The organism is Psychrobacter aquimaris (genome assembly GCF_016107525.1).
In the GTDB taxonomy this organism is placed as follows: domain Bacteria; phylum Pseudomonadota; class Gammaproteobacteria; order Pseudomonadales; family Moraxellaceae; genus Psychrobacter; species Psychrobacter aquimaris.
This window is the reverse complement of the sequence record NZ_JABASR010000004.1, coordinates 79,076-97,478: the sequence shown is the minus strand read 5'-3', so window position 1 is coordinate 97,478 and position 18,403 is coordinate 79,076. Positions and strand designations below refer to the sequence as shown.

18 protein-coding genes are annotated in these 18,403 nt (G+C 41.5%); 3 read left to right on the top strand and 15 right to left on the bottom strand.

The window, feature by feature from the left end:
* Nucleotides 1–150: 150 nt before the first annotated feature.
* Nucleotides 151–696: a tRNA (cytidine(34)-2'-O)-methyltransferase gene (locus JFC10_RS04955; RefSeq protein ID WP_198331934.1), complete on the top strand. Its 546-nt coding sequence runs from the start codon at nucleotides 151–153 to the stop codon at nucleotides 694–696.
* 101 nt (nucleotides 697–797) lie between these two features.
* Here JFC10_RS04955 and JFC10_RS04950 read toward each other — a convergent pair whose 3' ends face one another.
* The 4 genes from JFC10_RS04950 to tusD all read right to left on the bottom strand — a co-directional run bounded on the left by JFC10_RS04950 (nucleotide 798) and on the right by tusD (nucleotide 2,461).
* A complete protein-coding gene (locus JFC10_RS04950; RefSeq protein WP_193012236.1) occupies nucleotides 798–1,151 on the bottom strand; it encodes a TusE/DsrC/DsvC family sulfur relay protein in 354 nt (117 codons plus the stop codon).
* A complete protein-coding gene (locus JFC10_RS04945) occupies nucleotides 1,148–1,507 on the bottom strand; it encodes a hypothetical protein (protein ID WP_198331933.1) in 360 nt (119 codons plus the stop codon). Before JFC10_RS04945 ends, JFC10_RS04950 begins: the two co-directional genes overlap by 4 nt.
* A 142-nt stretch (nucleotides 1,508–1,649) precedes the next feature.
* Entirely contained in the window at nucleotides 1,650–1,973 is a 324-nt protein-coding gene (locus JFC10_RS04940; RefSeq protein ID WP_193012234.1) for a hypothetical protein, read from the bottom strand.
* Nucleotides 1,974–2,044: 71 nt separating this feature from the next.
* Nucleotides 2,045–2,461: a sulfurtransferase complex subunit TusD gene (gene tusD / locus JFC10_RS04935; protein ID WP_198331932.1), complete on the bottom strand. Its 417-nt coding sequence runs from the start codon at nucleotides 2,459–2,461 to the stop codon at nucleotides 2,045–2,047.
* 216 nt (nucleotides 2,462–2,677) lie between these two features.
* On the opposite strand from tusD, the gene glnE reads away from it, so the two are divergent.
* Both glnE and JFC10_RS04925 read left to right on the top strand, forming a co-directional pair.
* On the top strand, nucleotides 2,678–5,557 hold the full coding sequence (gene glnE, locus JFC10_RS04930) for a bifunctional [glutamate--ammonia ligase]-adenylyl-L-tyrosine phosphorylase/[glutamate--ammonia-ligase] adenylyltransferase (RefSeq protein WP_198331931.1): 2,880 nt from the start codon (nucleotides 2,678–2,680) through the stop codon (nucleotides 5,555–5,557).
* Nucleotides 5,558–5,841: 284 nt separating this feature from the next.
* Nucleotides 5,842–6,771, top strand: a complete 930-nt coding sequence (locus JFC10_RS04925; RefSeq protein WP_055124135.1) for a branched-chain amino acid transaminase — start codon at nucleotides 5,842–5,844, stop codon at nucleotides 6,769–6,771.
* Between the two features lie 130 nt (nucleotides 6,772–6,901).
* Here JFC10_RS04925 and JFC10_RS04920 read toward each other — a convergent pair whose 3' ends face one another.
* From JFC10_RS04920 to aspS, 11 genes are all read right to left on the bottom strand, one after another.
* On the bottom strand, nucleotides 6,902–7,534 hold the full coding sequence (locus JFC10_RS04920) for a YrbL family protein (RefSeq protein ID WP_198331930.1): 633 nt from the start codon (nucleotides 7,532–7,534) through the stop codon (nucleotides 6,902–6,904).
* A 38-nt stretch (nucleotides 7,535–7,572) separates the two neighbouring features.
* Nucleotides 7,573–8,598: a capsular polysaccharide synthesis protein gene (locus tag JFC10_RS04915; protein WP_198331929.1), complete on the bottom strand. Its 1,026-nt coding sequence runs from the start codon at nucleotides 8,596–8,598 to the stop codon at nucleotides 7,573–7,575.
* A complete protein-coding gene (locus tag JFC10_RS04910) occupies nucleotides 8,534–9,388 on the bottom strand; it encodes a glycosyltransferase family protein (RefSeq protein ID WP_198331928.1) in 855 nt (284 codons plus the stop codon). Before JFC10_RS04910 ends, JFC10_RS04915 begins: the two co-directional genes overlap by 65 nt.
* A 54-nt stretch (nucleotides 9,389–9,442) precedes the next feature.
* Complete coding sequence (locus JFC10_RS04905; protein WP_198331927.1) at nucleotides 9,443–10,210, bottom strand: glycosyltransferase family 25 protein; 768 nt, start codon at nucleotides 10,208–10,210, stop codon at nucleotides 9,443–9,445.
* A gap of 10 nt (nucleotides 10,211–10,220) precedes the next feature.
* The gene (locus JFC10_RS04900; RefSeq protein ID WP_198331926.1) at nucleotides 10,221–10,985 is read right to left on the bottom strand and encodes a glycosyltransferase family 25 protein; all 765 of its coding nucleotides are present in this window, start codon (nucleotides 10,983–10,985) and stop codon (nucleotides 10,221–10,223) included.
* A 45-nt stretch (nucleotides 10,986–11,030) separates the two neighbouring features.
* The gene (locus JFC10_RS04895) at nucleotides 11,031–12,053 is read right to left on the bottom strand and encodes an NAD-dependent epimerase (protein ID WP_198331925.1); all 1,023 of its coding nucleotides are present in this window, start codon (nucleotides 12,051–12,053) and stop codon (nucleotides 11,031–11,033) included.
* Complete coding sequence (locus tag JFC10_RS04890; RefSeq protein WP_198331924.1) at nucleotides 12,053–13,219, bottom strand: nucleotide sugar dehydrogenase; 1,167 nt, start codon at nucleotides 13,217–13,219, stop codon at nucleotides 12,053–12,055. The genes JFC10_RS04895 and JFC10_RS04890 overlap by 1 nt, the downstream gene beginning before the upstream one ends.
* A 41-nt stretch (nucleotides 13,220–13,260) precedes the next feature.
* Complete coding sequence (locus tag JFC10_RS04885; protein WP_406947341.1) at nucleotides 13,261–14,262, bottom strand: capsular polysaccharide biosynthesis protein; 1,002 nt, start codon at nucleotides 14,260–14,262, stop codon at nucleotides 13,261–13,263.
* 16 nt (nucleotides 14,263–14,278) lie between these two features.
* Nucleotides 14,279–14,995, bottom strand: a complete 717-nt coding sequence (locus tag JFC10_RS04880; protein WP_406947343.1) for a glycosyltransferase — start codon at nucleotides 14,993–14,995, stop codon at nucleotides 14,279–14,281.
* 361 nt (nucleotides 14,996–15,356) lie between these two features.
* Nucleotides 15,357–16,325 carry a lysophospholipid acyltransferase family protein gene (locus tag JFC10_RS04875; RefSeq protein WP_198331922.1) on the bottom strand — a complete coding sequence of 323 codons (969 nt, stop codon included), beginning with the start codon at nucleotides 16,323–16,325 and terminating at the stop codon, nucleotides 15,357–15,359.
* A gap of 67 nt (nucleotides 16,326–16,392) precedes the next feature.
* Nucleotides 16,393–18,219 carry an aspartate--tRNA ligase gene (gene aspS / locus JFC10_RS04870; protein WP_198332046.1) on the bottom strand — a complete coding sequence of 609 codons (1,827 nt, stop codon included), beginning with the start codon at nucleotides 18,217–18,219 and terminating at the stop codon, nucleotides 16,393–16,395.
* Nucleotides 18,220–18,403: the final 184 nt, after the last annotated feature.

The window sequence follows — 18,403 nt, the reverse complement described above, 5'->3', positions numbered from 1 at the left end:
GCACAGTATCAAAATGTAATTATTGGCAGTAAACTGTAACTTTTACTTACTCTTTGTTCATAAATTCAATTAATCATCATTTTAATAGAGTCTGTCCACGTTATCTTCGATTAATGGCAACTTGCAGATTTAATGACTTAAGGAGTCGATATGACCACCCATATTGTGTTAGTAGCGCCCAAAATGCCTAGCAACACGGGCAATATTATTCGCTTATGTGCCAACACGGGCGCGCAGCTACATTTGGTTAGGCCGTTAGGATTTGAGCTTGATGATAAAAAGCTACGTCGTGCAGGTTTGGATTATCATGAATACGCGCACCTACAAGTACATGATGATTGGGCGGCAGCAAAACTGGCGCTACAGGCAGCCGATTGTCATACTGTTACAGCCTTAACTACCAAGCTGAGCAAGCCTTTTTATGACTATGACTTTGGTGGACAGCCGATGACTGACCAGACGGCTAATGTTGCCTTAGTATTTGGCTCTGAAACAGCAGGTCTGGCAGATGATATTCGTGAAGATATTGGCGCTGATAATTGGCTAAGGTTGCCAATGCTGGCTGATTCACGCAGTTTGAACCTATCGAATAGTGTGGCGATATGTCTGTATGAGGTATGGCGTCAGCAAGGCTTTACTGGCGATGAAGGTCGTAGTATCGGCTATGAAACCTTAACGGTATATGATCCAAAATAGCCGCTGGCAGTACCATATTGGTATGTTCAACAGACCCTAAAGGCGATCACACAAAATTCAGGTGCTCATCGCCATTCATAACAATTCATCAGCCATAGGCCTTATAAACAATTGGGTGGCTTGGGTAAGCCCGCCAAGCGATTCACATGACGCGCGACCAAGCCAGTTTTGAATAACTGCTGTAGTTTCTGATTGCTAATATCATGCTCGGGTAAGGTTTTCTGCAACCATTTAATCAGTGGGCGCGTGGCTGGTGCGTGATTAAACTGAATAAAAAATGCCCGTACTTGTTGTAATATTTGTAAGTGCTCAGTCTCTAGTTGTACCTCTAGAGTGTTGGCCAATTGCTGAGCAACATCAGGGGTCCAAATGTTATGGTCACATAAATGACCATCTTGATCTAATTCAACGTTGATTGCCGTTATATTGTGATTGGTCGTATTATCGTTATTCATAGGGCGATGGTCACTACTTTATCAAACTTCGCATTATTAGTGTTGGTATTACTAGCATTGGTATTCTGAGTCAGATTGACCCACTCTGCATCCGTTAATAGCCCACTCAACTTAGTCTCTAGATTGAGCTTCGCGCTAGTGTTGGTGCTCAGCTGTGCCACATCATCGGCTAAGGCATAAATATCTGCGATGCCTTGTATTTCACTATCACTCAAATACGCATCAAGCCAACTGATAAAAGCCACAGTGGCACCAAGTAAGAGTATGCTATCACCAGTGCGCCATGTGCGCGACATCTCATCGACACTGCGCCTGAGTGTATCCATTGTGCTGTGTATTTGATATAAAGTTGCCATAACAGTGTCCGATTTTTGCTAGATGTAGGATAGGGCATGTACTCAATTCAATCAATTAATACCTAAATGAGCTAAAACTTATCTCATTTTGAAAATGAGGACATACCCTAGTATTTAAAGTATTACAAATAAAATTGCGATGCTAAAATCTTAGTATTTGCTCAAAATCTGATGAATTTACCACTTCAGGTATCAATGTCAATTGTGAAGCCAAATCAATAGGCAGCATACCAGTGACCCAGCCGCTAAAGACATCGTCAGGTAGCCAAGCGGCTGGCATGTCATATAGCTCAAGCGACTGAATCATGCCGTGCAAACGCGACGCAGGCTGCATCAATAAACCAAAAACAGGCGCATCTAAATACAGCTGTACTTCATGACCAAAGGTCGCGAGCGTTAATGCAAGCGCACAGCCTTCATAACTCGCCATCTCAGTCGGCGTGTGCAGCTGAATTAATAGTCTCATGGTTAATTCCTACTCTAATTGGTCGCTGATAGTTATTATCATAAAATGTAGTCTGTCTGCACGGCAAGTGATCAAAACTGCATCAAACGACAGTCGCCTTGCATCATCATCGCAAGCTCACTCAGTCCGACCAGTGCAAAGCCAGTAGCAAGGTTGTCACCATTAAGTTGATGGCGCTTGCTGTTATCTGTGTCGCTAATGCCGCGACTGAGTGCGGTACTGACACAGACGGGCAGCGCTAACTGGAACTGCTCAGCGAGTGTTTGCCACTCTTTGGTCAAATTAATTTGGTCTGCCGACTGCCAGCGTAGATCATTGGCAGTATTAGCCGCATCGCCATAAAAAAATACGTTTAAGGTGGTATTATCATTGGTATCTTTTTTATTGGCGGCGTTTTGCAGATAAGCGCGTGCATAACGTAGCGCTAAATAGGCAAGCGGGTGGCTAGGATCAGCGGTAATCAGAAGCAATGGGGTCGTGGTTGTCATAAGAGCTCTTTTCAATCATCTGCGCTAAAGTTGTTTATGCTACCATAAAGCGCTCAAAAGCAAATAGGGTCACTGTCATTAAACGTAGTTTTATATTAAATACTGACATATTGCGTATCGTTAGTTGATGCTGTGACTGCTTCGTAAGAAAAAACGATAAACTTATGCGCTAAGTTCACGTAGTCTTATCACTCTATGTAAGGAGTTTAGTTCCCTATGTCACCTGCTATGCCTTCACGTGCGACCCATGGTACAGATTGTCAGCCTACAGCCGAACAGCTGCAAGTATTGCAGACGGCAAGCGAGTTCGCTTACCAGATTTGGGAGAGTCGGACGGTTTCATGCCAAACATTTTTACGTAGCTACCCATTAGATCAGACCTTAACTCGGCAGCAAATCGATGATTTGATTCAAGATTATACGTTAGATGAAAACTACCAACTTGCTGACGAAATGAAGGTGATGAGAGGCTTGCGTCATCTACGTACGCTGCTGATGATGCGCTGGATTTGGCAAGACGCCTTACAACTGATAGTGCTTGAGCAATTGACCGATGAGCTGTCGGAGTTTGCGGATGGATGTATCTCATTTGCCAAAGATTATACCTATCAGCATTTGATCAAGCAGTACGGCGAACCGACTTTTATTAATACCAAAGGTAACGTGCAAATTGATGACATGGCGATTATGGCAATGGGTAAGCTTGGCGCTCATGAGCTGAACCTATCGAGCGATATAGACCTTATCTTTGTCCATCAGGCACGCGGCGCAACCAATGGCGATAAATCAAAAGGCGCGCGCAGCATAGACAATAAGCGGTTTATGACAAGGCTCGGTCAAGGTATTATTAAATTACTGGATCAGAAGACGGCTGATGGTTTTGTCTTTCGAGTGGATATGCGTCTGCGACCGTGGGGTGATGGTAGTGATTTGGCCATTCATCTGTCCGCATTGCAAAAGTATTTCTCTCAGCATGGACGCGCATGGGAGCGTTTTGCGTGGCTAAAAGCGCGAGTAGTCGGGCAGATAGAGCAGCCGTTTTATGATGAGATACAAGCGCTCATCAAGCCCTTTGTTTTTCGTTATTACGTGGATTACAGTGCTTTTTCAGCACTCAGGGAGATGAAGTCCCTTATTCAAAATCAAGTGGCACAGCGGGAGGATTTGGATAATATCAAGCTGGGTGCTGGCGGTATTAGAGACATTGAGTTTATTGTGCAAGCCTTTCAGTTGATTTATGGTGGCAGGCATCCTCAACTACAGGTGAAATCTTGTTTACAAGCGATGCAGGTATTGCACAAGCTTGAGTATCTAGAGAGCATTACTTATCAAGAGCTCCAAGCCGCGTATCGTTTTTTACGTCGCCTTGAACACGCCATTCAAGCGATCAATGATCAACAGACTCAGCGTCTGCCACACGATCCGCAATGGCAGCATAACTTGGCAGTTACCCTTGGGTTTGATGATTGGAATGCACTGTTAAACACGCTCAACCACCACCGAGACAATGTCAATGTTCCCTTTGAGCGTATGGTCACCGAACGTCAGATACCTGATCATGAAAATACAGATCTTGAGCCCGAACATCTTGATGAACAGATTGCACGATTGAACGAAGTACTAACGGCAGAAAATCGGGCGCTGTTACAAAGTTTTTGGCAGTCAAAGATGGTTGCTAACTTGAGCGATGAAGCTCGCGAGCGGTTGGATGACGCTTATCCTGTGATTATCCATGCGTTACTCGCTCATCAAGAGCAGCAGCAACTGGCCAATACCGCTTTGCCACGTCTCATTACATTGCTCGAAGCGATTTGTCGTCGCTCTATCTATTTGGTGATGATTGCAGAAAACCCCAATGCGACGATTGAGTTGATACCCATGCTGTCTGCCAGTCCTTGGATTGCCAAAGAGTTGGCACATTATCCTGTGCTCTTAGATACTTTTTTACAGCAGCGTTATCGTCACTTGCCTGATAAGCCAGAGTTGCGTGATATTTTGCGTCAACAGTTATTGCGCGTAGAGCCTAATGACGAAGAAGAGCTGCTTAGCGTATTAAGACTATTTAAAAAGAATCAAGTGTTGGCTGTCGCCGCCAGTGATGTATTGGCTGAGCGTCCGATTATGAAGGTGTCGGATTCTCTCACTTATATCGCAGCGGTGGTACTAGAAGCCGCATTAGAACGGGCTTTTGCAGAAATTGTCAAACGCTACGGCTATCCTATTGGTCAAGATGGTGACCCGGTGACCGAGGCGGACTGCGGCTTTGCCATTATTGGTTATGGCAAGCTTGGCGGGCTAGAGTTGTCGTATTCTTCAGATTTGGATCTGGTGTTTTTGCATAAGATAAAAGAGCAGGGCATGACCACGGGTGAAAAATCGGTCAGCGGTATGAAGTTTGCTGCCCGCTTGGTACAAAAGCTGATGAACTATCTCAATACCCAAACTCGAGATGGCCGCGCTTATGAGATTGATATGCGTCTGCGCCCCTCAGGTAATGCCGGTATGATGGTGGTGTCTTGTCATGCATTTGAAACCTATCAGCTAGAAAAGGCATGGTCGTGGGAGCATCAAGCCTTGGTACGGGCACGAGCGATTTGCGGTGACAAACGAGTGACGGCACGTTTTTGTGATATTCGCCGAGACGTATTGTCCTTACCACGCACGATAGAGCAGGTACGTACAGAAGTCACCAGTATGCGTATTAAGATGCAAAAACATCTGGGTACCAGTCAATGGCAACAACAGGCAGGTAAGTTTCATCTTAAACAAGATGCAGGCGGGATCATCGACATTGAGTTCTTAGCACAATTTGCGGTATTGGCCTATTCGCATGAGCATCCAAGCCTGACCAAATGGAGCGATAACGTCCGTATTTTCGAAGAGGTGGCATTACTGGGTATTTGGGAGGAGCAAGTCTGCCAAGATTTGACAGATGCCTACCTCAGAATTCGTGCTGCTACTCATCAATTGGCGTTATCAGAGCAATCGTTACTAGTTGATGAGTCACTGTGGAAAGAAACACGAGCATTAGTGCAAGCGCAATGGCAACATTTGATGGGTGTCAATCTAACAGATGGCGATTCGCATAACTCTTAAAAAGGTTTTTGATTATAAATAATAGCCTGTGATGCTCAAACTAAAAGATTTCATTTGCTAGCACCGCCAGTGATATAATTGGCAACACATCACGATAAAGCTATCAGTTGTTGGTTATTTCTTAGTAAGAATGACACTGTATTTTAGCAATAAAATTTGACGCTGTGGTGTTATCATATGATGTTGATAAATACGATTAAATACCACCTCTAGTCGAAGCATTTATAAGTGCGTCGACTATATCTAAAAAAATTAGCCGTTAGCGCTAACATAAGGATTATAAAATGAATATGGCAACACAAGATGGTAAGCTTTGGATGAATGGCACAATGATTGAACAGCCAGATGCCAAAGTTCATGTGCTGACGCATAGCTTGCATTATGGCATGGCGGTGTTTGAAGGTGTGCGTGCTTACCAAACCGCCGACAACCGTACTGCAATTTTTCGTCTAAAAGAACACACCGAGCGCTTACTAGGATCTGCAAAAATCTTTCAAATGAATGTGCCATTTGATGCAGCGACTCTTGAGCAAGCGCACAAAGATGTGGTCAAGCAAAACAACTTGGCAGAAGCCTATATCCGTCCGCTCATTTGGGTCGGTGCAGAAAAACTAGGCTTGTCTTCACGTGACAATAGTATCAATGCCATGGTTGCTGCTTGGCATTGGGGCGCTTATCTTGGTGAAGAGGGTATCAAAAACGGTATCCGTGTAAAAACATCTTCATTTACTCATCATATGACCAATGTGACCATGTGTAAGGCAAAAGCCTCAAGCAACTATCCTGTGTCCATCATGGCGAACCAAGAAGTCACTCGTAATGGCTATGACGAAGCCATCTTAATGGATCCACAGGGTTATGTGTGCCAAGGCGCAGGTGAAAACTTATTCTTAGTCAAAGACGGTGTGCTGCATACGCCAGATTTAGCGGGCGGTGCACTTGACGGCATCACGCGTCGTACCATCATTCAATTTGCCGATGATCTAGGAATCAAGGTCGTTGAGCGCCGTATCACTCGTGATGAGTTTTACTTGGCAGATGAAATCTTTATGACAGGTACGGCGGCCGAAGTGACACCTATTCGTGAATATGATGATCGTACTATCGGCAATGGTGGACGTGGACCTTTGACTGAGCAGCTACAGACCCTATACTTTGATGTGGTTCATGGTCGCAATGAGCAGTATATGGATTGGTTAAGCTTTATTGATTAAGACTGATTCATGAAGTGATAGGTTCTAATAAAAGACCCAAGACGACTAAGTTGTCTTGGGTCTTTTACTGTATTTATAAACTGGTAGCGAATAAATAAAGGTCACATTGATAACTATCATGGTTATAATTCTAATGCTTAGTAGAGTAATAACCGATTTTGGACTTTATTTTTGCTTCAATCTTTCGAACATTACGGCTATTAATGGTCTTACTCATTGCTCTAAAAGGAATGAGTAGCTTTTCACCAATGCCATCGACCAATACAAACTCAGGGCTACCTTGTCTGTGCTCGGTGTACATGATGCCAGCAATATTAACTTCGCCCAATACCACATGTAATTCACAACACTCATCAAAAAACTTATCTAACGCCTTTGCGTGTGTATCGTTGAAAAGGTTGGTATTAGAAAGCTCATAAAGCGTCATGGTTGAACCGTTAGGGTCTATGACCTTTTCAGTCACTAGTCCCAACCCTTTATCTGTTGTGATAAAGCCATAAACGGTCTCCATTGGAAACGTAAATCGTTGCAGACTATAGTTGTTTTTACAAAGCTGTAAATACTGCAATATTTCTCTGCGAAACTGTTTGTATATTCCCTGAGAATGATGAGCACGCAAGTGATGCTGTCTCTTTCTACCACCATTAGATGTCGCATGTTCAGGCTTCATTATCTTGATAATCTTATCAGTATCAGATGGGTGTTTGTAGACCAGTTTCTGCGTACCTTGACCCAATAGTTCCAAGTTTCTTACCAATATCATAATATCCTTAGGTATCATATGTATTTAATAATATTAAGTTATGTGATGTTCAATAAATGCTGATAAAAAGAGTGCTCTTTCGGCTGCTTATTATAAGATAGCTTATGGGTATTAATTTGAGCAACTATTTCTTTAAAGTAATTTTCGTCGAAACGTTCGTCCAAGACTTTAAGCAGTAGATGCGTCTGAGTGTCGTCGATGATTTCACACTGATAGTCTGAAAGTTGATTATTTATTAAACTGTCAAACATGATTTGAAAGAAAAAGTAATGTGGAATGTGCTCTTGCGTGTGCCAAAAATTGAGTAATAGATTTAAACAAGTATGAATAACATAACTATGTTTTTTGGCATAAATAATACTATTTAGTACATTTATTTTATGAGCATTTTCCCAAGAAAAGTAGTATCTATTAAATGAAATCCATGCTTCACGTTCAGTTTTGGCGGCGTCTCTTTGATACATAAAAAAATCTGATTGACTTTTTAAATCAGAAAGAGGGCTGCTCAGATATATGGTTGCGTCCAGCCAAACACCGCCATAGACATCAAGTAATGCCAAACGTAAAAGATCTGCAAAGAACGCATGCTTAAATTGCGGATTTGCTCTTTTTTCCCAAACAAACTCTGGCAGATCTAGATAATCTTGAATATTACTATCATCTAATCTAATAACAGTGTATTCGCCACTGTTATTATCTACTGATTTAAAGCAAAGTCTTACTATATCAGGTAGGTCTAAGCTGTTTACACCTTGCCCCCAATATTGCCAAATTATTTTTTCATCGCTAAATGATTTTTTAGGTTTAAAAGAATATGAAGTCAATTGATTATCGAAATATAATTGAGTAAATTGCTCCCAGCATTTTGCTACTTGGCATTGTTGGTCTGTATCAGCTTCTTTTTCGAATTTCTTACGTCTATCTCTTGGCGTACTTAAATAATAAAAAAAGCGTTTAGGCTTGGTTTTTAGCTTTTTTAGCTTAGTATAAGTAGGACTGTCAGAAAAAAAGTGAGGCGATATATTGCTTGAATCGAGTATTGAGCTTTCTTCGACGTTTGCCATTCTTCTGTTCCCAGTCAGATTTTGTGATTTTGTCATTTGTTTCGGCTCTTAGATAAGCATGTCCGCCAAATCGGTAATGCGTCTTATCAGAAAACATTATTTTTGAGCTTTTTTTCCAGTATTCGTGCTCTCCACGTGTGAAATAAGGTGGTAGAACCTTAATATCTGTACGGTCTAATGCAAATTTGTTTAATTGACTTTCATCATGCCATAGTGCAATAACGTTGTTTTTTAAATCTAATTCTGTGTTTTGGTTGAGAGTTTCGCACATCTGTAAATATGCATGAGATTTACCACCATTCAACGCACCTGTGAAATAATACTTTCCTTTATGATAGGGAATATATGCTTGTGATTGAGGGTTACGATCATAAGTGTAGGCACGTTTATTAAGATGAAACATATGAGGCTGAACGCCGAGACTCAGCTCCTCATGGTGATCGAGAGGTAACAACTCATCTTCAGTGATATCAGAAAGAAACTCTGTATTGGCATTAAAGTAGAATATGAAGTCATACTTTTCAATAATAGACCTTGCCCCTAAAAAGAATTTAAAGCGCATCAATGTACTATAAGGCCATCCTAAAGCTTCCTGCTTTATCATCGTGACATTAGGATAGTCAGTCTGCTTACTGATTAATGCTAGGTTATCAGTAAATAAAACATAGTGTTTGTTACTATTGGGAAGTAAGTGTTTTTCAGCAGAGCGATAGAAGTACTCCCAAAAAACGGTATATCGACCAGTGGCAATATATAATATGGCTACAGATGGTTTGTTATCTTCCGTCATTACTTTCCCATTCCAAAATTATTATCATAATAAATTATTTGACGATAAAATATTCTATTTAAAAACCACTTCTGCTGCAAATATGGATTTCTTAATCTTCATCCCAATCCTGTTAATTTCGCGCTTCGCTTTAAACATAGCAGGTTTTTTCTCTGACTTCATACGGCCTTGACGATCTTTGATTAGCGCACTTGGGAGCGAGGGATTGCCTTTATTTAAAAGCATTTCTTGAATACATAGGGCAGGGGTCATTTGATAGACGGGTTCAGCGCCATGTTTGATAAAATCGTCAAACATTAACTCATCAAGCGGTCGCAGTTTGTTTTTTAAGATATAGTCCAAATATACTTGCGCACCGCGCAACGACAAAATATAACCTGCGGTACCTAAATTCTTCCCTTTTAATTGGGCAATGCGCCGCCTATTTAAGACAATCTCAGAGGAATTGGAAGACAAAAAGACTTTTTCAGAAAAGGCTTCTGTTTTAATAATATGCCATTCAGGTTGTATCCAACTCGTGGTGGTTAATAGCGCTTCTGCATCTTCACCTAAGTATACATCGTCTTCAAAAATGGCTAAATAATGTATGTTTTGATCAATCATTTGTTGCCAAACAGAAGCATGGCTCATAAAACATGCCAATTCGCCACCAGTCAAATCGATGTTTTCTAAATCAATGGGCAAAGTTTGAGCATAAGTATGAGCCAAGTCTGGTGTTAAGGCATTGAAGAATTCAAAGTCGACGTTGTTTTTTTGAAATTCATTAGTGATATGTTTTCTGCGCTCTACCGCAGATTCTAAACTGATAACGATGTTTTTCATAAAATATAAACTACTTGTTTAGGTATAAGTTGGCAACAGCCTTGGTTTTATTTTGCCACATTCTTTTCTGTTTTTTTATATTATAGGACAAGTCTCGATTTTCTTTGTCTTTGCGTTTTATATTTTGCGATGCTTCCGTCCCTAAGATATCGCTGTCAAGGCCCAAAGGCTGTACCAATACAGGCCAAATACCCAACCCTTTTCCATTGTTACTCAGCCATTGTTGGAAAAATATATCAACGGGCATAGAGATGGGTTTTGCGGCTGCAATAAATGCTTCAGCGCCCTTGCGTGACCAAATGAGGCCAAGACCACGAATAGGGAAATAATAGGCGTGCCATAATGTATGTTTATCAAAGCTGGTGATGTCCCGAGCAAGCTTTTTCTTTTTTGCTGCAAGATTTACCAAGTACCAATCCAACGTTGGATGAGCATGTAAAAACGCTAGGGTTTCATTTATTATCGTCTTGAAGCTGGTGGACAAGGTCATATCATCTTCTAGTACCACCAAGAAGTCAGCATCCGTCTGCAAGAATTGTTCAGCGCATTTGTAATGACTTAGATAACAGCCGATTTCGGAGCTTAATAAGCTACGTCCTAGATTTTTTCTGGCTTGAGAGTCATCATAATCTGCAAAATCAGCCAAATTTTTACCGCGGCCATCATAGGCTGGTATTCTTTCAAATGGCCACTCTATTTGCTCTAACTGCTGAGTTGCGCTTTCTAGGCGCGCGTCGCTTCCATCTAAATTAACCAAATATGTCAATGTCTTCATAGGTTGACTCTTCCTTGCTATATCTATTCTATGACTTATCGAATTTTATGCTTGATGTGATTCTCTTGGTTCTTCTAGATAATAGGCTCTGTACCAATTTACAAATTTTAAGATGCCATCTTCGATACTGGTTTCAGGTCTAAAGCCAATATCGGCTGTTAGCTCGTCTATGTCGGCGTAAGTTGCTGGGACGTCACCTGGCTGCATGGGCAACAAGTTTTCTTTTGCTTTTTTACCGCACGCACTTTCAATAGCGGTAATAAAGCGGCGCAGCGTTACCGGTTGGTTATTACCGATATTGTAGATTTGGTAAGGTGCGATTGCTGTGGTCGCAAAAGATTGTTGTGGTTCTGGGATTTTATCGATAATACGAGTGATGCCTTCGACAATATCATCAATGTAGGTGAAATCACGTTGCATCTCACCATTGTTATAGACATCAATCTGCTCACCTGCCAGTATTTTTTTGGTGAATGAAAAGTAGGCCATGTCAGGGCGACCATAAGGACCATAGACGGTAAAAAAGCGTAACCCTGTCGTGGGGATATTGTATAAATGGCTATAGGTATGTGCCATTAATTCGTTAGATTTTTTGGTCGCAGCATATAAGCTAATGGGATAATCTACACGATCCTTAGTGCTAAATGGCTGCTTGATATTCATACCGTATACAGAGCTAGAGCTGGCGTATACTAAATGTTTTACCTTAGCATGTCGACAGCCTTCAAGCACGTTCAGAAATCCCACTACATTGGAGTCAATGTATTCATGTGGCTTTTCGATAGAATAGCGCACGCCCGCTTGTGCACCGAGATTAATCACGATATCAAAGCCATATTCAGTAAACAAACTGGCCATGGCTTCGCGATCAGCCAGATCTAACGTGATAAATCTAAAAGTATTTTCGTTTGATTGTTCGCTTAGAATTTTGAGACGGTCTTTTTTTAACGCAACCTCATAATAAGCGTTGAGGTTGTCAATACCGACAATAAAGCAATCTTTGCCCAGCAAGGCTTTAATTAAATGAAAGCCAATAAAACCTGCGGCACCAGTCACTAAAATCTTCATTAATCGCTCCCAAATAAATCTCTGGTAAACACTTTATGCGACACATCTTGGATGTCTGCAGATAAGCGGTTTGCCACTATAATATCGCTCATGGCTTTGAATGCGTCCAAATCCTTAATGACTTTTGAGTTAAAAAACTCTTCTTCTTTTAATACGGGTTCATAGACAACCACTTCGATGCCTTTTGCTTTGATACGCTTCATAATGCCTTGAATAGCAGACGCTCTGAAATTGTCCGAGCCACTTTTCATTACTAGTCGATGGATACCAACGATTTTTGGTTGCTTTTCAATGATTTTATCGGCAATAAAATCTTTACGAGTGCTATTAGAATCAACAATAGCTCGGATAAGGTTGCTCGGGACTTCATCATAATTTGCCAATAGCTGCTTGGTGTCTTTAGGCAAGCAATAGCCACCATAGCCAAACGATGGGTTATTATAATGATTGCCAATACGCGGGTCTAAGCCTACGCCTTCAATGATCTGTTTGGTATCTAATCCAAAAGTCTGGGCATATGTATCTAGCTCATTAAAATAAGCAACACGCATCGCTAGATAGGTATTGGAAAACAATTTAATGGCCTCAGCTTCAGTAGATTCAGTAAATAGCTGAGGAACGTCTTTCTTTATCGCACCTTCCAAGAGCAAATCTGCAAATTGTCTCGCACGTTCCGACTGCTCACCGACGATAATTCTCGAAGGGTAAAGATTGTCATATAGCGCTTTGCCTTCGCGTAAAAATTCAGGCGAAAAAATGATGTTATCTGTCAAAAATCGTTTTCTAATGTCATTGGTATAGCCGACGGGCACTGTTGATTTTATAACGATTAGCGCATTTTTATTAACACTCAGCACCTCTTCAATGACGCTTTCAACACTTTGGGTATTAAAATAGTTGGTCTTTGAGTCGTAATCCGTAGGGGTAGCAACAATAATAAAATCTGCGTCTTTGTAAGCTGCTTTGGCATCTAAAGTGGCTGTGAAATCGATGGGTTTGTTGAGTAAAAAATCTTCAATGTCTGGATCTTCAATAGGAGATTGTTTGGCATTCAACATCTCGACTCTTTCTGCTATGACATCGACAGCGATTACTTTATTGTGCTGGGCAAGTAACATAGCATTGGATAAGCCGACATAGCCTGTACCTACTACTGTTATTTTCATAAAAATTCCAAGGTTATATTTTTATTATTATGAGATTGATTCTATTTAGTGAGATTGAGCAATAACGATGATGGCAGATGCTGTGAAAACTTCTGAATCATCGCCTCGGTAATATTGTTACGGGAGTCAGGGTCAAGCAAGTCTAAGCTTTGTATACACCCATATTTGATAGATTGTTTTTGCAAACCTGCTAAAAAATCTTCAACACCGTTTTCATTTTTTAAATAGTTGATTGCTACGGGTGGCTTTAGACAAGCTTCCCCTTGTTGAATTTTTAGATGATTCATTAAGGTAATGGGGTTTACCTGAGCCACATCTCTAAATTTATATTGAATTTGCTCAATCAATAGCTGAGGGTTATGCAAAAGATAGCTTTTTAAAATATTCTTATCGACAATATGGGGATAATGATGCACTTCAAAAAATTGACTCATACCCAGGATTTTAGCGCTGAGCATTTGGGCAATCGTATGTTTGGGTTGAACTTTTTTGCCTGCTAGTTTTTGTAGAGATTTTCGATATTGGAGTTTGGCTTGTAGAAGGGTGTTTTTTCGCCAATGACCATGAATGATAATAGTGTCATCATCTAAAAAATCTGTGATAACAGCAGGTTGGTTGAAGAAAAAATCATCATTCATGTATATGAAATAATCAGAAAGACCTGAAATATTCCATAGCATGCTTTCAATAGACCGCGTGTTAAAAGTAGGCAAAAACTGCTCATAGCCCGCAAAGATATCTTTATGGTCAATGATACGTATTTTGTCTTTTGCACAAATATTCTGTTCAGCAAACGCTTCGATCAGTGCCGGTTGCTGTTGGTCGGTGACGATATAGATATGTCGACAGAAAGGCACGTATTTTATGATGGAGGCAATATTGTAATATATTTCATCGTTACTGGCGAAACGTGTTGAGCTGATAGCGTCAGATGCCGCGCTGGTTGTTTTCTGATAACGCGCCCTTTTTTGTTTGAGCAGTGGCTCATCACCATCTACCCAAGCAATCACAATATCTATTTGCATCTCATCATCTGCTTTCATGGTTTTTCCTATGGGTTTATCGCCAATAATCTTTTAGCCAAGGGCTTGGCTTAACATGGCGATACCATTTACCGCCGCTACCATTGATGGCATCTGGCGGATTAATCTCACCATGAAAGATGACAATCTTTGCGCCATCTGGCAGAGTAGGTGCGCGCACAAAGTTAAAGGGAATAGGGGCGATGCATTGGTACTTGAAGCTGACACACCACGTTTTATCCCAATACTCTAAATGATGATGCTCACGTAAATAGTTAGACAGATAAGCTTGCTCATGGCGCACTTGGGTACGAATGGTTGCAAAGTTGCGCTCAAAGTTTGCGAGCAAATCAGGATAGGTGTTCATGCCAATATTGAAACGGTAAACAGAGCTATTACCAATCATTCGCCACGGTTTTTTCCAATCACGGATAATCACCACGCTGTCTTTATGCTGAGCTTGATAGGTAAAAAAGGCATCTATGTTATCAACAATAACAATGTCGATATCTAAGAATAACGCCACACCCTTGAGACCATATAGTTCAGGTTTGAAAGTCGTGAGTTTTTTCCAACCACGCTCAGGCCCAGCAGGCAAGTCCATCTCTGGAATAGGATGGCAAGTCACAGCAGGGTTGATACCGCTGCTATCATCAGTAAGGCAGATCATTTGGAAGTCTAAGGTCAAATGGCGACTGACCATATTATAAAGACGGTTGACGTACTCAGCGTCGTATTTGTCACCCCATTTCATACAGATAACATAACGCTGCTCAGCAGTGCTGCTGCTTGCTGGCGTGTGGTCTGTCGATGAGGTGTTGGTTACGTCAGTTGCCATAATGCACTCATATTAATATAAATAAAAAATATTTAGGGTATGTTCTCATTGTAAAAATGAGATAAATTATCGCCAAACAAGAAAGTAGCGCAGACAATATCGAGGTATTGACTGGCTATTTGACGTAGCTTGTCAAAATTTAGTCATCTCTAATCCATTGATAAGACGATCGATTGAACTGAGAACACGCCTTAGTAACGTTTAAAGGTACAAAAGTCAGCCAATACTATCACAGCTATGATTCACGATATCTCTAAACGTTTGGCTAATTGTAAGGTCATTGCTCATTGCAAGCGCGCGTGGTTGTATCATGAACGTTGTGATCGTTATGGTCAGCCAGTTTGTTGTCACGAATGAATTTGGCCAAAGTTTCTTCATCAACGTTGTAAGGATTCCCTAATGTGGGAATGTGCTTGAAACGCCGATAGCCCCACATATAGTGACTACATTTCGATTCAATCATCTGTTGCATAGCTTGGTTAAGTGCATAAGCGGCGGTCTCAGCATGACGATCATAAAGTGCGGGATCATCAAGCTTATAGCAATAGATGTCAAATCCATGACCATCGTCACGGCGAATACAAGATAAGCCGACCAATGCACATTTGGTTTTACTAGCAAGTTTAGAAGCAAGCGTGCTAGTTAGCGTTTTAATGCCAAAAAAGGGCACAACCACACCGCCTGAAGGGTCGGGAACATGATCGGGTAAGACAATACTAAAGCCACCTTGTTTGAGTGTTTTAAATATTGCCTTTACACCGCTACCATCGGTTGGTACTAAGGTCGCATTAAGCCTTGAACGCCCTTGTAGCACAAAGTTGTTGGTAATATTACCTTTAACAGGTTTGTACATAATGGTTGGGGAACCAAATTGATTGAGCCAGGCATTCATCATCTCCCACGTACCGAGATGCGGAACGATAGCTAGCATGCCGTTGGAATTAGCAAGTCCTTCTAATAAAATGTCTTTATTATGGACGTCGCGAATCTGAGCGATACTCCACTCAGGTGGCATGGCCCAGCTTTTGATAGATTCAATACTGGTCAAACACTGGTGATAAATAATCTCTTTGGTTAAGACTTGTTTTTGCACATCGGTCAGCTTAGGAGCAATTAACGCCATATTGATACTGACCGTACGCATGATACTTAAACTGGGTATCTTGATAATCACCCACGCAACAAAACGTGCCAGTATCTGCAAGACAGACAATGGCACGATTTTAAAAATATGATACGGATTCATAACCATTCACACAGTGATGAATCACGTAATAAGCGTTGAAAAAAATATCCGGACATCGTTAGACCATTTATTGAGCAGGTTTGTTGGTGTCAGCCTGTGCTTTTTCGCGCACACGGATACCAAGATCACGTAGCTGCTTGCTATCGACTTCAGCAGGTGCTTGAGTTAGTGGGCATTCAGCAGTTTTGGTTTTTGGGAAGGCGATGACATCACGGATAGAATCCGCGCCTACCATAAGCATAATCAGACGATCCAAACCAAAGGCCAAGCCACCATGCGGAGGTGCACCGAATTTTAGGGCGTCAAGTAAGAAGCCAAACTTGTCTTGAGCCTCTTGCTCGCCGATACCTAAAGCATCAAGTACGGCTTGCTGCATATCAAAGGTATTGATACGTAAGCTACCACCGCCAACTTCTGTACCATTTAACACCATGTCATAAGCAATAGAAAGTGCAGCTTCAGGATTGGTTTTTAGTTCTTCAACAGAACCTTTAGGCTTAGTGAACGGATGGTGCATTGAGGTCCAGCGACCATCGTCAGTTTCTTCAAACATTGGGAAATCAGTCACCCAAAGTGGCGCCCACTCACACGTTGTCATCTCAAGGTCTAGACCAATCTTTTGACGTAGTGCACCGATTGCATCGTTTACTACACTGGCCTTATCCGCACCAAAGAAGATAATATCATTGCTTTCTGCACCAGTACGCTCAATCAAGCTTACCAATACATCGTCGGTCATATTTTTGATGATAGGAGACTGTAAACCAGATTCTTGGTCAACGCCGTTGTTGATATTGCTCGCATCATTGACTTTGATATAAGCCAAACCACGTGCACCATAAATACCGACAAATTTAGTATAGGCATCGATTTGCTTACGGCTTAATGAAGCACCACCAGGGATACGTAGGGCAGCAACGCGACCTTTAGGATCGTTAGCAGGACCTGCAAATACTTTAAAATCAACGTCTTTCATTAAATCGGCAACGTCGATGAGTTTTAATGGAATACGTAAGTCAGGCTTGTCTGAGGCATAGTCACGCATCGCTTCAGCGTAAGTCATGCGTGGGAATTGCTCAAACTCAACATCCATCATGGTTTTGAATAAATGCTTAATCAGACCTTCGTTGATATTCATGATTTCTTCTTCGTTTAAGAAAGAAGTTTCAATATCCACCTGTGTAAATTCAGGCTGACGGTCAGCACGTAAGTCTTCGTCACGGAAACATTTTGCGATTTGATAATAACGATCAAAACCTGACACCATCAGCAACTGTTTGAATAACTGTGGTGATTGTGGCAAGGCGAAAAAGTTACCTGGGCGTGTGCGTGATGGCACAAGATAATCACGCGCGCCTTCTGGTGTCGCACGAGTCAAAATAGGGGTCTCAACGTCTAAGAAACCATGGTCATCTAAGTAACGACGAATGGCTGACGTGGCTTTAGCACGGAAAACCATACGCTCTTGCATTTGCGGACGACGCATATCAAGATAGCGGTATTTTAAACGCAAGTCTTCTGATACTGTGGTTTTCTCATCATTTAATGGGAAAGGCGGTGTTTCAGATTTTGCCAATACTTCGATTTCTTTGCCCAGAAGCTCAATCTGACCACTGGTCATATTATTGTTTTCAGTACCTTCATAACGGCGACGTACGCGACCAGTGATTTTTAGCACATATTCAGGACGTACCGCATCAGCAGTAGCAAAGGCTTCTGGGGTATCAGGATCAACGACTACCTGCAAGATACCAGCGCGGTCACGCATGTCTAAAAAAATCACGCCACCGTGATCGCGACGACGATGTACCCAGCCCACGATACTAATGGTTTGATCAATGAAGCTTTCGGTTACGGCTCCGCAATATTCGTCTCGATATTCGCTATGCGTCATAGTGCTTTGCGTCATAATATAATTATCCAGTTGTCAGCCCAATTCGAAATACAATAATGCAGCCATTGCTGTGCGATTCAAGCTATCTGCTAAAAACGCACAAATAACGCGATTAAGACAAATGGTCATCACGTTGGCTACAGAAAATTTGGTGTAAACGCATATTATGCCTAATCTGCCCTTG

Bases quoted from the DNA above. Each gene is read 5' to 3' on its own strand.
- JFC10_RS04955 (WP_198331934.1), top strand. From the start codon at position 151: ATGACCACCCATATTGTGTTAGTAGCGCCCAAAATGCCTAGCAACACG.
- JFC10_RS04950 (WP_193012236.1), bottom strand. From the start codon at position 1,151: ATGAATAACGATAATACGACCAATCACAATATAACGGCAATCAACGTT.
- JFC10_RS04945 (WP_198331933.1), bottom strand. From the start codon at position 1,507: ATGGCAACTTTATATCAAATACACAGCACAATGGATACACTCAGGCGC.
- JFC10_RS04940 (WP_193012234.1), bottom strand. From the start codon at position 1,973: ATGAGACTATTAATTCAGCTGCACACGCCGACTGAGATGGCGAGTTAT.
- tusD (WP_198331932.1), bottom strand. From the start codon at position 2,461: ATGACAACCACGACCCCATTGCTTCTGATTACCGCTGATCCTAGCCAC.
- glnE (WP_198331931.1), top strand. From the start codon at position 2,678: ATGTCACCTGCTATGCCTTCACGTGCGACCCATGGTACAGATTGTCAG.
- JFC10_RS04925 (WP_055124135.1), top strand. From the start codon at position 5,842: ATGAATATGGCAACACAAGATGGTAAGCTTTGGATGAATGGCACAATG.
- JFC10_RS04920 (WP_198331930.1), bottom strand. From the start codon at position 7,534: ATGATATTGGTAAGAAACTTGGAACTATTGGGTCAAGGTACGCAGAAA.
- JFC10_RS04915 (WP_198331929.1), bottom strand. From the start codon at position 8,598: ATGGCAAACGTCGAAGAAAGCTCAATACTCGATTCAAGCAATATATCG.
- JFC10_RS04910 (WP_198331928.1), bottom strand. From the start codon at position 9,388: ATGACGGAAGATAACAAACCATCTGTAGCCATATTATATATTGCCACT.
- JFC10_RS04905 (WP_198331927.1), bottom strand. From the start codon at position 10,210: ATGAAAAACATCGTTATCAGTTTAGAATCTGCGGTAGAGCGCAGAAAA.
- JFC10_RS04900 (WP_198331926.1), bottom strand. From the start codon at position 10,985: ATGAAGACATTGACATATTTGGTTAATTTAGATGGAAGCGACGCGCGC.
- JFC10_RS04895 (WP_198331925.1), bottom strand. From the start codon at position 12,053: ATGAAGATTTTAGTGACTGGTGCCGCAGGTTTTATTGGCTTTCATTTA.
- JFC10_RS04890 (WP_198331924.1), bottom strand. From the start codon at position 13,219: ATGAAAATAACAGTAGTAGGTACAGGCTATGTCGGCTTATCCAATGCT.
- JFC10_RS04885 (WP_406947341.1), bottom strand. From the start codon at position 14,262: ATGAAAGCAGATGATGAGATGCAAATAGATATTGTGATTGCTTGGGTA.
- JFC10_RS04880 (WP_406947343.1), bottom strand. From the start codon at position 14,995: ATGAAATGGGGTGACAAATACGACGCTGAGTACGTCAACCGTCTTTAT.
- JFC10_RS04875 (WP_198331922.1), bottom strand. From the start codon at position 16,325: ATGAATCCGTATCATATTTTTAAAATCGTGCCATTGTCTGTCTTGCAG.
- aspS (WP_198332046.1), bottom strand. From the start codon at position 18,219: ATGACGCATAGCGAATATCGAGACGAATATTGCGGAGCCGTAACCGAA.